Source organism: Neochlamydia sp. AcF65, from assembly GCF_018342435.1.
Lineage (GTDB): Bacteria > Chlamydiota > Chlamydiia > Chlamydiales > Parachlamydiaceae > Neochlamydia.
This window is the reverse complement of sequence record NZ_JAEMUE010000075.1, coordinates 16,007-30,329: the sequence shown is the minus strand read 5'-3', so window position 1 is coordinate 30,329 and position 14,323 is coordinate 16,007. Positions and strand designations below refer to the sequence as shown.

Here is a 14,323-nt window from a genome sequence, read left to right as displayed (position 1 = left end):
CTTAATATATCGAGAATTATAGTGTAAAAATTGTTAATTTTCAATCAGATTAGGAGAGGTTAACCTGCTTTTAAATAAGATAAAATTTTGCTGAAAGTGAAAAAGAATTATGTTATACTTTTTTATTTTTAACTTCTAAACACTGTTTTTATGGAACCCTCAATCTACAATAGGCATTATCCTTTTTTGGCCACAATCAAAGAGCGTTATAATTTAACTCGAGAAGAGTCTACAAAAAATACTCAACATCTGGTTTTGGATATTAAAGGGTCGGGCCTGACCTATAAAGTGGGCGATAGCCTAGGCATTTTTCCTATCAATCCTCAGGATATTGTTAATAAAACACTGGGTGCTATGCGTGCACAAGGTTTGGAATTGATAATTAGCAAGCATACAGGAAAGAGTATGTCACTGCGCGAATTTTTAACTACAAAAGCTAATGTGACAGACTTAAGCAAAAAGCTTTTGTCGATGCTTGCTCAAAGGCAAACTAACCAGAAAAAAAAAGAAGCGTTAGAAGCTGTTCTGGCAGAAGGTGCGCAAGAAAAGTTTAAAGCTTATTTACAATCCCATGAGCTTTGGGATATTTTAGAAGAAAACCACGAAGTGGTTTTTGCTTTGCAAGAGCTCTGCAACATGCTTATGCCCTTGCTACCTCGTCTATATTCTATTTCTTCCTCAATGTCGGCAGTAGGAGAAGAAGTGCATCTTACCGTAGGGGTATTAAAATATCATACCAATGGATATCAGCGGGTAGGTGTGTGCACTCATTATTTATGCGAAACAGTCCCTCTTCATCAACCTGTCGTACCCATCTATATTCAACCTCATCATGGCTTTACACTTCCTTCTCACTCCGATACGCCTATTATTATGATTGGCCCTGGCACTGGCGTAGCCCCCTTCCGGGCATTCATGCAAGAAAGGATGGCGAAGGAAGCTCAAGGTAAAAATTGGCTTTTCTTTGGGGAGTGCAATCGCGCAACTGATTTTTTTTATGCAGATTATTGGACAAGCTTAGAGCGGCAAGGTAAGCTCCGCTTAGATGTTGCTTTTTCACGTGATCAGCAAGAAAAAATTTATGTTCAACACCGTATGCTAATGCAAGGTGCTGACCTTTATCGTTGGATTAATGAAGGCGCTTACATTTATGTTTGTGGGGATGCTGCGCGTATGGCAAAAGATGTAGAATCTGCCTTGCATGAAATTATCCAAGTCCATGGTAAGAAAGGTGAAGCGGAGGCAAAAGCACTCGTTAAGCATTTGCGTAACGAGAAACGTTATCTGCGGGATATTTATTAACATTCCTATAAATTGCCGACTCCAGATCTTTAAAAAGGCTTAATAATGTAGATTTAAGCGATAGTTTACTTAAAAGTAGAATGAAGGCAATCATGGAGATAAAGGTGTAGGCTGGCAAGTGGTCACTATGGCAAAGCATTGGACCCCTTCGCCACAACCAAAGTCTGTCAAGCCTTCGCCTGAAGTTGCTGTTATTCCTACTTGAGACAAATCAATTTGCATGACGCGTGCAATGTTTTCCCTCATCGCTTGAATGCGATCTTTAAATTTAGGCTTCTTACCTTCTAAGGTGATAGACACATGCGTAACTTTCTGGGCCCCTAATGTTTTTATAGCTTCAAGAAGGTAAACTTCGCTATCAGTAATTCCATCTTTTAAGCAAAGCTCATCGGCAATATTTCCTAAAATTAAGACTCCAGAGAGCGAGCTTATCGCATTACAAATGGCATGAAAAACAATATCACCATCAGAATTAGCATTAAATCCAGGCGTATGTTCAAAGATTAATCCTGCAATAATGCAAGGTTTTGAGGTTTCAACCGGTAAAAAACGATGGCTATCTTGACCTATACCTGTTCTTACTATCATTTCTACCTCTTAGTCGTTAATGGATGTGGCGTTATTTTAGAAATCTGAGAATTTGAATGAAACATTTTTTTGCTTTTTCTTAAATTAGAAAGGCAAGCTGAGCTTTTGGCCGATTGCTATTTATAAAAGATTAAATAAGAAAAGGTAGAGGAATGTTTATAAATAGAAAAAGCAGTAAACAAGGCTAGTTAGCATTCTTTAACCTTTTTACTCCTACTTATTAGTTAAGAGGATTAAAGGTACATGTTCAAAAGCTACTTTAAATTTATTGGAAATAAAAAATTCAAAATAAAAATATTTTTCAGTAGAATGACTACTCTTAAAGAAGGATCAGGAAATGGCATCCCTAAATATTCACCGTCCTCCTCGATTACCCTGTAATCATTCCTTTATAAATGAAGGGAAGCAAAAAAATGAAAAAGCAGCGTTTTATTGGAAAATTAAGCATTTAGCTCTTTTAGCTTTAGCTACTTTATGTAGCCTGGCTACTTTGGCAGGAGTAATCAATTTATTTTCTAGCACCTCATTCTCTAGGCTTTCTAAGTATACATTTATACTTTCAGCCGGTGCTTTAGGAGTTTTTCTAAGTGGAAATATGTTAAATTTGATGGCTTCTAGACTTCCTCAATCTTTAGTTTCTTTGGCCAATTATATTTATTCCATTGTTTGTGAATTTTTTTCTTTGATAGCTTTAAATTTTTTACGTTTTGTTGATTTAGAAAAACGTGATCCTCATAAAGGAAATGGGCAGCAGCCTATTTTACTTATCCATGGACTTTATAGTAATAGTGCCTCCTGGGCTTATTATCGTTACCGCTTTTCTAAAGAAAAATTAGGGTCTGTTTTTACGGTGCATTTAGGAAAGCCCTTCGAATCTATTGAAACTCACGCGGAAAAAGTCCGAAATAAAATGCTAGAAATTCAAAGAGTGACAGGAAGGAGTGATATTACCCTTATTGGCCATTCAATGGGGGGGATTGTAGCTTGTGTCGTTGCTTCTAAATTGGCTGAATGTAATTTGCTAGTAACAGATATTATTACTTTAGGCTCTCCTTTAAAGGGAGCTTTCTTGACTGCTTGTGGGATAGGGAAGGCTGTTAAAGAAATGCATCCTCAAAGCGCTTTTTTAGCAAGCCTTAGTAAGAGAATTTTAAATTTACCTTCTACGACTCATTTTTTCCATATAGCTAGTAAAACAGACTTATTAGTTCCGCTTTCTAGTGCTTTATATAATGAAACTATTTATGCCAAGCGACTAACACTTTCAAATGTAGGCCATCTATCCCTTTTATTTTCCGATTCGTTGATTGATGAAGTGATAGATTATTACAAAATCCGACAAAATAAAGTCTAAAAATAGAGGCTTTATTTTTATTTATCCAAAAATTTGATTTTAATTCAGATTCTCATTGTATTTAAAAGTTATTTTTGTTAATAAGATAATCAAAAAAAACTACGAATAATCGAGCTTTTTTCTCGAGAAATTAACAATAAATTAATTTTTACATATGGTTGCATTAAAAAAATGGAAATATTGAAAATTAAGGGTGGAGCCCCTTTGAAAGGTCATGTAAAAGCAGCAGGTGCTAAAAATGCGATGACCAAATTGCTTGTAGCCTCTCTTCTCTCCGACAAAAAGTGTCGCTTTTATAATGTGCCTAACATTGGAGATGTGGCTGTTACAGTAGATTTATGTAAAGAAATAGGCATGGAGGTGCAGTGGGACCGTGCGAACGGAATCATGGAAGTAATTACTAAGGAACTTAAAACTTCTTATATCCCTCAAAGGTTCTCGGGAGCTAATCGAATTCCTATTTTGATGATTGGAGCGCTATTAGGACGTACTGAAGAAGATATTATTGTTCCAACGGTGGGGGGATGTAATATTGGAATGCGCTTGGTAGATTTTCATATTGCTGCTCTAGAGAAGTTAGGAGCTGTTATTGAATACAGAGGGATGAAGCGCGAAGGAGCTTATTTTGCTCATGCTCATAATGGTCTAAAAGGTACGCTAGTACATTTGCCTTTTCCTTCGGTAGGAGCTACGGAGAATACCATTTTAGCAGCCGTCACAGCCCGAGGCTTAACTACAATAAAAAATGCAGCCATTGAACCAGAAATTGTAGAATTAATTCTTTTTTTGCAAAAACTTGGCGCTATTATTACATTAGATGTCGATCGTACGATACATATCCAAGGCACCCGGCGGTTTTATGAGGTAGAACATACTGTGATCCCCGATCGTATTGAAGCAGCTTCTTGGGGGATAGCAGCTATAAGTTCCAAAGGACGTGTTTTTGTGGAAGGTGCCCAGCATCAAAATATGATTACTCTTTTAAATAAGCTTAGAGAGGTAGGTGGAGGATTTGAAATTAAGAGCAATGGAATTGAATTTTACTATGACGGTCCTCTTCAAGGTGGGCTCCATCTAGAGACAGACGTTCATCCTGGCTTCATGACCGATTGGCAGCAGCCTTTCGTGGTTCTTCTTACACAGGCGACAGGGTCATCAGTGGTGCATGAAACTGTTTATGAAAATCGTTTCGGCTATACCGAGGTGTTGAAGGAGATGGGAGCTGATATTACCCTTTTTAGGCAATGTTTGGGCGGTAAAGAATGCCGCTTTGCTTCCCAAAGTTTTTGCCATAGTATTATAGTTAAAGGTAATACTCCTCTTGTTGCAAGAGATATTTCTGTTCCTGATTTAAGAGCAGGTTTTGCTTATGTAATGGCTGCAATCTTAGCTACAGGAACGAGTGTAATTTCGGGATTACATTTTTTAGATAGGGGCTATGGAGAGCTTTTTCAAAAACTTGGTTCTTTAGGGGTAGATGTGACGCGTACGACGGAAAAAGAAAAAACTTTAGAACCTGTATCAAAAGGGGAGGGTGTAGCTGTTTTAGCCAAACCTATCAAAGAATTAAAAAAGAAAAAATTACCAGTTTTGCAAACTATCTAATTTTTTAAAGGCTTTTAAAGAAAGATAGCTGAGTCTATGGATATAAGCTAATTTAATGTATATTTTTCCTTAATAAGGTGTGGTGCAAGGCATGTTTGGCAGAGAAAGAATGAAAGCTTGTGTGTTGTATCGAAAGTGTAATTAATCCAGCTTTCTAATTAATTTTAGCAAGAGGGTGTCTGTATGTTTTGTATGAAGTCATTATTTAATCCATTCACTTGCATAAATCCAAACTCTTCACATTACAATATAATTAATTCTACGCCCATAGCCATGTTGCCCGAGGAATTGATCGTTCACATTTTCTCTTTTCTTTCAGCCACTAATCTTGCTACGGCCCAGCGCGTATGTAGGCACTGGAGAAAAATAGCAGAAGAAGACACAGCCTGTGGAAAAGACACCCTCAAAAACGCTTGGGTTGTAAGCCCCTTACGCGTATCTTTTCTAAGAAAGTACCTTACTCTTTTAAACAAAGCTATCTTATTTATTGCAAGAATGAAGCTGAATGCATACGATTTAAAGAAATGCTTGCTTTCAGCCATGATGAGAATCTAGCTTTCGAGCATCAACTACTAGAACATTATAGCTCTAAAAAGTGAGAGGTCGATTGAGTAAATGATAAATTCTTTATCGATGAGTCCTTCGTGAATGCAAGCTAACTTTTAGATAATTTTTCACATGCCGCTACAAAATGCCACTCCCTCTCCTTGCAATATAATTGGCTAGGGATAAGATGGCGAAGTTTACAATGTCCCCCAAGAACAATGGGTACTGACACAGGGAATAAGCTCCAATATGAGGCTATGTCTTAAACAGGCGAGCCATTAGATCATTTACGCAACAACGCTCACAGGAAAGATAAGAACCTTTCTTTTCTTGTTTTATATAAAAAAACTTGTCAATATGTTACTGATTTTGTAAGAAAATAAACCCTTTGTTAGCGTGGCTTGCAAAAAATATTTACAAACTGTTAGTTTTAAGGTAACTAATTTTTTTATTAGGTAAAATGCAGACTTCTCCAGCTTTATGGCGTCAAATACAACGCAGCAATTTCACAAATTGGAATCAATTAGCAGACTTTTTAAAGCTTTCCCCTGAACAAGGTGAGCGAGTATTAAAAAATCCTTCATTTAAATTAAATTTACCCCTTCGCCTTGCTCAAAAAATCACTAAAGGGGTGTTAGATGATCCTATTCTTAAGCAATTTCTTCCTGCCTTAGATGAAAAGCTGGAAGCTACAGGTTTTCAAATAGACCCCGTTCAGGATCAATTATTTCGAAAGGAAACTAAACTTTTGCAAAAATATAAAGGCCGGGCTCTTTTAGTTTGCACAAGTGCTTGTGCGATGCATTGCAGATATTGCTTCCGTCAAAATTTTGAGTACGATAGCAAAAAAACTAGCTTTGCTAACGAATTGGAGCTTATTCGAGCAGACTTATCTCTTAAGGAAATTATCTTAAGTGGAGGGGATCCTTTATCGCTGGAAAATAGAACATTAAGCAATCTTTTAGATCAACTAGATATGATTTCTCATCTGCGCCGTGTTCGCTTTCATACTCGTTTTCCTATCGGAATTCCGGAAAGGATTGACCAAGAGTTTTTAGATATCTTAAGAGTCCGTCGTGTACAAATTTGGTTTGTAGTGCATGTCAATCATCCCCGCGAGCTAGATGAGGAAGTTCTTTTAAGGCTTAAAAATGTGCAATGTTTAGGCATTCCTGTGCTTAATCAGTGCGTGCTTTTAAAAGGCGTTAACGATAATAAGGAAACTCAAAAACTACTCTGTGAAAAATTGGTAGATCACGGGATTTTACCTTATTATATGCATCAGCTAGACCGGGTAAAAGGGACTGCCCATTTTGAGGTAGAGCGAGAGCAAGGTTGTGAATTTATCCGTTATCTGGCTGCTAATTTATCGGGTTATGCGGTCCCTAAATATGTGCAAGAAGTACCAGGAGAGTCCAGTAAGACTTCTCTTTTCTAGCCCTTAAACTAATAACTATCTTATTTAGATAAGGAAGAGCTAGAAAAAAGGCGAAGGGGAAGGAATTTATAATTATTTATAGACCTTAAGTTTTGGATATTAAAAACTTGCCTTTTTTCCTTAGGCAGAATGGCATAATAGAACTCTCTAGGGATGCCAGCCGATACAGTTTTTTACATCATGGTTAAAGCTATGCCCCTTAGTCAATAGGTTAACCTATTGATAAATTTCTTAAGTTGAGCCTCCTTACCAGAGGCAGTTAAGCTAAAGAGTAGCTCTGAAAGATAAGAAAGAAAAAATGGAAGATAAAAAAAAACTTTAAAAATCCTCCCATTCCATTTTCTTTCGCAGGGCTGCCAGCTTATTTCTTTTATTCTTTATGAATAGTGAACCTTCTCTGCAAATTTTTAAGCTTATATTCCTCAGCAAAAAAAATAATTAACGCGAGTTATCGGATAAGGAAATAGTTGAAAAAAGACCTCCACATTGTTTAAAAATATTTTTCACCAAAAAAACTTTAAACCTGGAAGGTTAAAATGCTTGAAAAAGATATCGATCTATTAATCTCTATTTTTTGTGATGTAGAGGATTTTTATAAACAATTTGAGCCTGAATGGCGCAAAATATTGGTTGAAAGCCGCCCAAAACCTTTAATTGAAAAGAGCAATAAAAGAAATCGATGGTCAAAATTATCATTAAGCAAAGCGATGACAATTATCATTATGTTTCATAAAACTGGTTATAGAACTTTTAAAGGCTATTATACGCGACAAGTCATTCCTTCAATGAGAAAATATTTTCCTAGCATCCTTTCCTATAATAAGTTCATTACTTTAATGAAAACATGCTTGTTTCCTCTTTTTTTTATTCACAAGCTTGTTTAGGAGAGTGTACAGGCATTCCTTTCATTGATTCCCCTTTATTAGCAGTATGCCACACCCGTCGCATTTACTCCCATCCTAGTTTCTAAAAAAATAGCCAAAAGGGGTAAAACTTCTACAGGGTACTTCTATTCGACTCGTAGTAGAAGAGATGCTACCTAGGGCCCAAGCTATGGCTGATCGTTTTCATGTTATGCAGAACCTAAATCAAGCGTTAGATAGATTTAGGAAGAGGATAAAACAGAAAAGTGCCGATCAAGAAATAAAGAGCTAAAATGATTGGGCAAAAGTTTATAAGCCTTGCTAGATTCCAATGTAAAGATTGACTTAAAACTTCTCTTAACTTGTCTCTTTCTTTTATCTGTTTTCTGCTCGTAAAAGACAGCTGTATAAATTTTTAGACGGGATTTTTCACTTTTTGTCCTGTACAGAGATGCATCTAAAGTAATTTCCTTAAGATTTTTAAGATTAGAAAGCAGTATGAATAGAGGAAGCTTAGTTGTGGGTTATTGCTTAAGTAAAAATCTTGCAGATTAGAAAGCTGCCAGATTGTTGCAGGAAGGGCTGTTAATTGGTTATTGTTTAAACTAAGCTGTGCTAGATTAGAAAGCTGTCCAATTGTTGTAGGAAGAGCGGTTAGCTGGTTGTTGTCTAACCAAAGCACTTTTAGCTGAGAAAGCTTTCTGATAGCTGCAGGAAGGGCTGTTAGCCGGTTATTGTTTAAACTAAGCTGTGCTAGATTAGAAAGCCCCCCAATTGTTGCAGGAAGAGCGGTTAACTGGTTGTTGTCTAACCAAAGTACTTTTAGCTGAGGCAGTTGCCCAATTGTTACGGGAAGAGCGGTTAACTGGTTGTTGTCTAACCAAAGTACTTTTAGCTGAGAAAGTTGCCCGATAGTTGCAGGAAGAGCGGTTAGCTGGTTGCTACCCAGCCAAAGCTGACGCAGTTGAGAAAGTTGTCCGATGGCTGCAGGCAAGGCTGTTAACTGATTGTCTCTTAAGTCGAGAAAGCTTAACATAGAAAGTTGCTTGATTTCTGGAGGTAAAGCAGTTAATTTTAAGAGATTTAACTCTAGGCAAGACAAATCTGCACTATGCTTATCCAGCCATTTCGCTAGCAGATCGCTTTTTTTCTTTAAAGGTAAAGCCTTAACCTGGGGTTGGCTTAAATATTTTTTTCCACCTGGTAGCTTTTGCCAAAGTAGGAGGCGATTAATATTTAGTAGATAGGAAGAATAATTATTGAGAGTAAAATTTTTGCTTTCTTTTGAATCTTCTTCAAATTCTAAAGGGGAAAGAGAGGTGGCTAAGTTAAAGATTTGCTGAAAGATGTGAGCCACTTTTTCTTCAGCAGAAAGGTTAGATTCAATTTTATAAATTTTATCCAACATATGAGCTTGTTCTATAAAATCCCTGTACTCATCAGGAAAATGAACATGGACGATCGCTTTGTAAAGAGAGGTGGCGGAAATAGAAGGTTGAGGAGCGACTGAGAGAAGGGGTGCAGAACTTTGGTGGATTTGCCGCAGCTTTTCGACGACAAATTGCCTAACCTTTTCATTTTCTCCTAATAATTTTTCCATCCATTTATAACTTATCTTTTCTTTGTTAGTCAGCTCTTCATTATTCTGACCCATCAATTCTTCTACTTGATTCTCTAAAATTTCCTTTAAAGTTAAAACTTCTTGAATTTGAGGTTTTTCTAGAAGGTGGAGCAAGAGGTCAATATAACTTTCTTTGAGAGATTTTAAAGGATAGGACTCAGCCGTTTCGGCTAGTTGCCTCACTATGTAGTTAGGTGCATGCCTTTCAATAAGCCTTCTATCTAGGGGACAAAGTTTATTGCGCGCTAAGCATTGGATGACGGTATCTTCGTTAAAGGTATGGCCACAAGGGAACAAAGTAACCGCTCGAGCCAGCAACTCTCCTGATACAGGGTCTTCTATATTTGCTAAGATTGTGGGATGAAATTTTGCCTGGATGCTAGATGTAGAGGTTGGTGCCATCATATAAGCTCCTTAAAGTTATAGGGTAAATTATCTCTTCAAGAGTAAACTTAGCCTGCTTTTTTAAGGGCTAGCCTGAGTTTTTTATGGGATGGTAGTCTTTCTTAATTTTTTAATCAATTTTTATTTTGAAAGTTAGAAAAGGAGCTATATCTCTTTTATAAAAGCAGCAAAAGTCTCTCTTATTAATTCATCAACTTCTCTCCTAATATCTTGAGATATGCTTCTCAGCTTGTTTTATTCTTGGATTTTTTGTCCTATAGTATTCCAATGAGGAAATCTAAAAAAGCTTCTCCTGTAACGGAAGTTCCATTTTTGTATAAGGTTTGACATAGTTAACTCAGTATGTTTTGATGAGAAAAATTTGACAAATGCTACATAAATCTAAAATTATCTTCTTTCTAAAAGAAGGAGGTAACAATGCCCAAAAGGAAAACTGCTGATAAAAACTTTGCTGATTTGCAAGAAGAGATTGATTTAGAGAGATTTAGAGAAAGCGTAAGATCTAATTTTGCAGATTTTCCAGATCCCCGCCTAAGCAAGCGTTGTGCTTATCTTATATGGTATTGGTTTTTGATTTCTCTTTCTGGATATCTAGCAGGATGTAATACCGTATATAGTAGGAGACAGTGCTCTTTATACGCCAACTACCTTGCAAGTTTTTAAAGAAGAACAAAGCTTATTTACCACGCGTGTGCCCGTGTAAATCAAAGAGGCTAAAGAGTTCATATTTGAAGTGCCTTACGAAAAGATGGTAGAAATGACAGAAGGCTATCGAGCTTTTGAGAGCACTTCTTGCTATGCAGGCGTTGAACAAAGATGGATAGTTATTTTTAGCCAAGCGGCCTATCAAAGAGAATGCCCCACTTTAGCCAAGCATTATCTTAAGGGTAGTGAAAAAGAAGCCAAAGTCTTTATTAAGCTGATGCAGCAAGAATTTTTATGCCCAAACGATTCTAAGCGCCAATTAGATAAGTTTGCAAAAAAACTTAAATATATACAGATTATAGAACCTCAAGTTATAGCCACTCAAAAGCATGCTAGATCTGGGCGGCCAAAAGCTGGGCAAGAATCTTCTATACTTAGCTATTCTTTAAAAGGCACAGTAGCTTACTCTTTGCTTAACAAGGCAGATTTAGAGAGGAGCAAAGGGTTTTTCATCTTAGCGACTAATGACATGGATGTAACCGCTTTTCCTGCTCAGGAAGTGCTAAAAAAATATAAAGCTTGAGCAAAGTGTGGAAAGAGGATTTAGATTCTTGAAAAGCCCCGATTTCCTACTCTCTTCTTTACTTTCTAAAAAAGCCAGAAAGAATTGAAGCGCTTTTAATGGTAATGATTCTAGGCCTTCTGGTCTATTCTGCCCTCGAATATAAAATTCGAGAAAAATTTGCGAGAAAATGGTGAGAACTTCTTAAATCAACTTAAGAAACCTACGCAAAAGCCAACCATCCGCTGGGTGTTTTTCTGTTTCCTTAAGCCTGCATATGGTCTTTATTGACCATACAAGATTGCAAATTACCAATCTGAAAGAACGCCATAGAATTATCCTTAGATGCTCAGGGCCTCCTTACCAAAAATTCTATTATTCTGAAAGGTGGTGAGAAATCACGCTTTCAAGAAGATCACATCTTTTCTACTGTTTGAACACCTAATAAATTTAAGCCTTTTTTCAAAATACGTGCAGTCGTTTCACATAAAAGCAATCGTGAATTTTGTTCAGGTGCTCCTTCCACACGGCAATCACGGAAAAAGGCATTAAACCTTTCTGCAAGGGTATAAAGGTAATCTGTTAAGCGGTGGGGTAAAAGATCGCGCGAAACTGCATGAAGCGTTTCTCCAAACCGTTTCAAATGCAAGGCTAAAGCTATTTCTGAAGGATGCTCCAAAAGAATGGTCGTAACGTTTTTAATTAATTCTAGCTCAAATTTAACTTTACGTTTGATGCTAGCTATTCTGACATAAGAATACATTAAGTAGGCGGCAGTATTGCCCTCAAATTTTAACATACGTTCGTAACTAAATGTATAATCGCTGGTGCGATGGCAAGCTAAATCGGCATATTTAATGGCGCCGATTCCTAGAATGCGGGCCATATGATCAGCCTCTTGTGTTTCTAAGGTGGGATCGCGCTTAATTAAAATCTCTTTAGCATATTTAATGCCTGCCTGGAGCAGATCAATCAATTTTTCTGTGTCTCCAGAACGGGTACGAAATTTTTTTCCATCATTTCCTAAAACTAGCCCAAATGGAACATGATCAAGCTGCACTTTTCTCTTCTTTAAAAATCCAGCTTTTTCAGCTACTTTAAAAATCATTTGAAAGTGTAGACTTTGGCCTGCATCAGTCACAATAATAATCCGGTCTGCCTTTTCCTCGAAAATCCTTTGTTTGATTGCTGCCATATCGGTAGTATCGTAATTATAGCCTCCATCAGATTTTTGAATCATAAGAGGCATAGCATTGCCTTCACGATTGCGAAATTCCTCCAAAAAAATGCATTTTGCGCCTTGAGAAATTTCAACTAGCCCCTGATCTTCTAACTCTTTGACTATTTGTGGTAAAAGAGGGTTATAAAAAGATTCCCCGCGCGTTTGAATTTTTACTTCGAGAAGATCATAAATCTCTTGATAAGCTTTCTCAGAAATAAAGCAAATCATCTCCCAAGCTTTTCTGGAAAGAGCATCTCCACTTTGTAGGGCTACAACCTCTTTTTGAGCTCTTTGTTTAAACTCTAAATCGCTATCAAATTTTTGCTTAGAAGCCTTATACCAGCTGACTAGTTGAGATAAATCGGTAGGGTTATTGCCTTGTAATACATGAGGAGCGGTCTCTTTAATGTAAGCTATCAGCATACCAAAAGCAGTGCCCCAATCTCCAATATGATTAAGCCGTATAACTTCATGTCCTAAAAATTCCAAAACACGAGCGATACAATCGCCGATAATGGTGGAACGCAGATGCCCTACATGCATCTCCTTAGCAGTATTAGGACTCGAAAAATCAATAACAATGCGCTGCTGAACGGGTAGGGGAACCCCTAACATAGGATCTTCAAGGATTTCTTGAATACTTTCAGATAGGTAAAGAGGATGAATAAATATATTGATAAAGCCAGGTCCCGCAATCTCAACATGCTGGATAACTGGAATTTTTTCTTTAGGCAAAAGAGCTAAACTTTGCACAATAGCTTGAGCCACTTCGTGTGGGCTTTTTTGAAGGATTTTACAGAGCTTCATAGCGGAGTTGAATTGGTAGTGCCCAAATCTATCTTGGGTACTTTGAGTAATTTCTAGAGGAAAATCTGGGGTGTTAGCTAAATGTGGGAAAGCTGAAATAGTCGCTTTTTTAAATTCTTCGTTTAGAGAGTCGAGGAGCATTTGTTTTGACATGAAATTACTTATTATTATTGTTAATGTTTAAAGTCGATAGGTTTTTTTCTTTGACCGATTAGATTTGTTAGGTTGTAGTGGGCAATTTCGTCCGCAACAAGTGCTGTAGGCTTATCTTCTTTTTCAGCTTTATCAAAAAGTTTAAGTAGAAGGTAGTAAATATGATTAACCTTATCGCGTGCTGCAGTAGCATTGTAGCCTCCCGCATTAAATTCTGCTGTAGCATTAATTAAGCCTCCTGCATTAATCACATAATCAGGGGCATATAAAATTCTTTTCTTCAAAAGCATTTCCCCTACTAGCGGCGAGGCTAATTGATTGTTTGCTGCGCCGGCGATAGCTTTACATTGTAGATGAGGGACGATTTCTTCAGTAATTATTCCTCCCATAGCACAAGGTGCGAAAATATCACATTCAGTATGAATATAGTCATAGAGTCCTACGGTCTTTGCTCCCATAGGAGCCGCATACTCTTCAAGGCGGGCTTCATTGGTTTCGCAAAGAATCAACTGAGCACCTTCCCAAAATAAAATATTGGCAAGCTTGCTACCGACTTGTCCTAATCCTTGAACAAGAATTTTTTTATTAGCTACAGAAGGAGTTCCCCAGAGTTTTTGAGCTACAGCTTGGATACCACGATAGACTCCCCAGGCAGTGAAGGGGCTGGGATCGCCGCTGCTAGTATGAGTAGGTAAGGCGGCAACATAAGGGGTTTTTTGGCGGATAATGGCCATGTCTTTTGTATCTGAGCCTACATCTTCTGCAGCTATATAATCTCCTTGAAGAGAATGCACGACTTCCGCAAAAGCCAAGAGAAGTTTTTCTGTTTTTTGCTGATAGGGATCTGCCAGGATGACACTTTTACCCCCGCCAGTACCCAATTCAGCTACAGCAGATTTCCTTGTCATGGCTTTAGCAAGTAATAAAACATCTTTTAAAGCCTCTTGCGAAGAAGTGTAAGGATGAATACGCGTACCTCCTAATGAAGGACCAAGAGAAGTGTCATGGATAGCAATCATACAATGTAAGTGAGAGCCAGGATCAGTAGCCTCAATTACTTTTTTATATCCATCAATTTTTACTTCCTTTATTTGCACCATCTAGTCCTCCCGGGGTTTTTCAAAATGAGTTGATTAATAATACTCTAATAGCTATCCTTAGCCCAGCAATAAATTAAAATATTTATACTTAATTATTCCCTTTACAGAGGTT

At 37.4% G+C, this 14,323-nt stretch carries 14 protein-coding genes; 9 read left to right on the top strand and 5 right to left on the bottom strand.

Features of this window, described 5'->3' with window-relative positions; all coding sequences use genetic code 11:
• The first annotated feature begins 150 nt into the window (after window positions 1-150).
• On the top strand, window positions 151-1,302 hold the full coding sequence (locus NEOC65_RS09135; RefSeq protein WP_213156320.1) for a diflavin oxidoreductase: 1,152 nt from the start codon (window positions 151-153) through the stop codon (window positions 1,300-1,302).
• Between the two features lie 90 nt (window positions 1,303-1,392).
• On the opposite strand, the gene ispF is transcribed toward NEOC65_RS09135, so the two are convergent.
• Entirely contained in the window at window positions 1,393-1,890 is a 498-nt protein-coding gene (ispF, locus tag NEOC65_RS09130; protein ID WP_213156319.1) for a 2-C-methyl-D-erythritol 2,4-cyclodiphosphate synthase, read from the bottom strand.
• 337 nt (window positions 1,891-2,227) lie between these two features.
• On the opposite strand from ispF, the gene NEOC65_RS09125 reads away from it, so the two are divergent.
• The 3 genes from NEOC65_RS09125 (at window position 2,228) to NEOC65_RS09115 (ending at window position 5,404) form a co-directional block, all read left to right on the top strand.
• Complete coding sequence (locus NEOC65_RS09125) at window positions 2,228-3,244, top strand: esterase/lipase family protein (RefSeq protein ID WP_213156318.1); 1,017 nt, start codon at window positions 2,228-2,230, stop codon at window positions 3,242-3,244.
• Between the two features lie 171 nt (window positions 3,245-3,415).
• A complete protein-coding gene (murA, locus tag NEOC65_RS09120; protein ID WP_166156048.1) occupies window positions 3,416-4,849 on the top strand; it encodes a UDP-N-acetylglucosamine 1-carboxyvinyltransferase in 1,434 nt (477 codons plus the stop codon).
• A 192-nt stretch (window positions 4,850-5,041) separates the two neighbouring features.
• Window positions 5,042-5,404 carry an F-box protein gene (locus tag NEOC65_RS09115; protein WP_213156317.1) on the top strand — a complete coding sequence of 121 codons (363 nt, stop codon included), beginning with the start codon at window positions 5,042-5,044 and terminating at the stop codon, window positions 5,402-5,404.
• A gap of 100 nt (window positions 5,405-5,504) precedes the next feature.
• On the opposite strand, the gene NEOC65_RS09745 is transcribed toward NEOC65_RS09115, so the two are convergent.
• Complete coding sequence (locus tag NEOC65_RS09745) at window positions 5,505-5,627, bottom strand: hypothetical protein (protein WP_283248287.1); 123 nt, start codon at window positions 5,625-5,627, stop codon at window positions 5,505-5,507.
• A gap of 228 nt (window positions 5,628-5,855) precedes the next feature.
• Between NEOC65_RS09745 and NEOC65_RS09110 the strand changes: the two genes are divergently transcribed.
• The 3 genes from NEOC65_RS09110 to NEOC65_RS09835 all read left to right on the top strand — a co-directional run bounded on the left by NEOC65_RS09110 (window position 5,856) and on the right by NEOC65_RS09835 (window position 7,988).
• Window positions 5,856-6,833 (top strand): KamA family radical SAM protein, encoded by a 978-nt coding sequence (locus NEOC65_RS09110; protein ID WP_213156316.1) that lies wholly within the window; start codon window positions 5,856-5,858, stop codon window positions 6,831-6,833.
• Between the two features lie 536 nt (window positions 6,834-7,369).
• Window positions 7,370-7,717 (top strand): hypothetical protein, encoded by a 348-nt coding sequence (locus NEOC65_RS09105; protein ID WP_213156315.1) that lies wholly within the window; start codon window positions 7,370-7,372, stop codon window positions 7,715-7,717.
• 127 nt (window positions 7,718-7,844) lie between these two features.
• A complete protein-coding gene (locus NEOC65_RS09835) occupies window positions 7,845-7,988 on the top strand; it encodes a transposase (RefSeq protein ID WP_347566651.1) in 144 nt (47 codons plus the stop codon).
• Window positions 7,989-8,153: 165 nt separating this feature from the next.
• On the opposite strand, the gene NEOC65_RS09095 is transcribed toward NEOC65_RS09835, so the two are convergent.
• Window positions 8,154-9,722, bottom strand: a complete 1,569-nt coding sequence (locus tag NEOC65_RS09095) for a leucine-rich repeat domain-containing protein (protein ID WP_213156314.1) — start codon at window positions 9,720-9,722, stop codon at window positions 8,154-8,156.
• A 417-nt stretch (window positions 9,723-10,139) separates the two neighbouring features.
• On the opposite strand from NEOC65_RS09095, the gene NEOC65_RS09090 reads away from it, so the two are divergent.
• Entirely contained in the window at window positions 10,140-10,385 is a 246-nt protein-coding gene (locus NEOC65_RS09090; RefSeq protein WP_166156065.1) for a hypothetical protein, read from the top strand.
• Between the two features lie 70 nt (window positions 10,386-10,455).
• Window positions 10,456-10,950: a hypothetical protein gene (locus tag NEOC65_RS09085; RefSeq protein ID WP_213156313.1), complete on the top strand. Its 495-nt coding sequence runs from the start codon at window positions 10,456-10,458 to the stop codon at window positions 10,948-10,950.
• Window positions 10,951-11,344: 394 nt separating this feature from the next.
• Here the strand turns inward: NEOC65_RS09085 and argS are convergent, their stop codons facing one another.
• Entirely contained in the window at window positions 11,345-13,111 is a 1,767-nt protein-coding gene (gene argS / locus NEOC65_RS09080; RefSeq protein WP_242678202.1) for an arginine--tRNA ligase, read from the bottom strand.
• 20 nt (window positions 13,112-13,131) lie between these two features.
• Window positions 13,132-14,211, bottom strand: a complete 1,080-nt coding sequence (locus NEOC65_RS09075) for a Glu/Leu/Phe/Val dehydrogenase family protein (RefSeq protein WP_166156071.1) — start codon at window positions 14,209-14,211, stop codon at window positions 13,132-13,134.
• Window positions 14,212-14,323: the final 112 nt, after the last annotated feature.

Coding starts and splice junctions, on each gene's coding strand:
- NEOC65_RS09105 (WP_213156315.1), top strand. CDS start 7,370: ATGCTTGAAAAAGATATCGATCTATTAATCTCTATTTTTTGTGATGTA.
- NEOC65_RS09090 (WP_166156065.1), top strand. CDS start 10,140: ATGCCCAAAAGGAAAACTGCTGATAAAAACTTTGCTGATTTGCAAGAA.
- NEOC65_RS09135 (WP_213156320.1), top strand. CDS start 151: ATGGAACCCTCAATCTACAATAGGCATTATCCTTTTTTGGCCACAATC.
- NEOC65_RS09125 (WP_213156318.1), top strand. CDS start 2,228: ATGGCATCCCTAAATATTCACCGTCCTCCTCGATTACCCTGTAATCAT.
- NEOC65_RS09075 (WP_166156071.1), bottom strand. CDS start 14,211: ATGGTGCAAATAAAGGAAGTAAAAATTGATGGATATAAAAAAGTAATT.
- NEOC65_RS09115 (WP_213156317.1), top strand. CDS start 5,042: ATGAAGTCATTATTTAATCCATTCACTTGCATAAATCCAAACTCTTCA.
- ispF (WP_213156319.1), bottom strand. CDS start 1,890: ATGATAGTAAGAACAGGTATAGGTCAAGATAGCCATCGTTTTTTACCG.
- murA (WP_166156048.1), top strand. CDS start 3,416: ATGGAAATATTGAAAATTAAGGGTGGAGCCCCTTTGAAAGGTCATGTA.
- NEOC65_RS09110 (WP_213156316.1), top strand. CDS start 5,856: ATGCAGACTTCTCCAGCTTTATGGCGTCAAATACAACGCAGCAATTTC.
- NEOC65_RS09095 (WP_213156314.1), bottom strand. CDS start 9,722: ATGATGGCACCAACCTCTACATCTAGCATCCAGGCAAAATTTCATCCC.
- argS (WP_242678202.1), bottom strand. CDS start 13,111: ATGTCAAAACAAATGCTCCTCGACTCTCTAAACGAAGAATTTAAAAAA.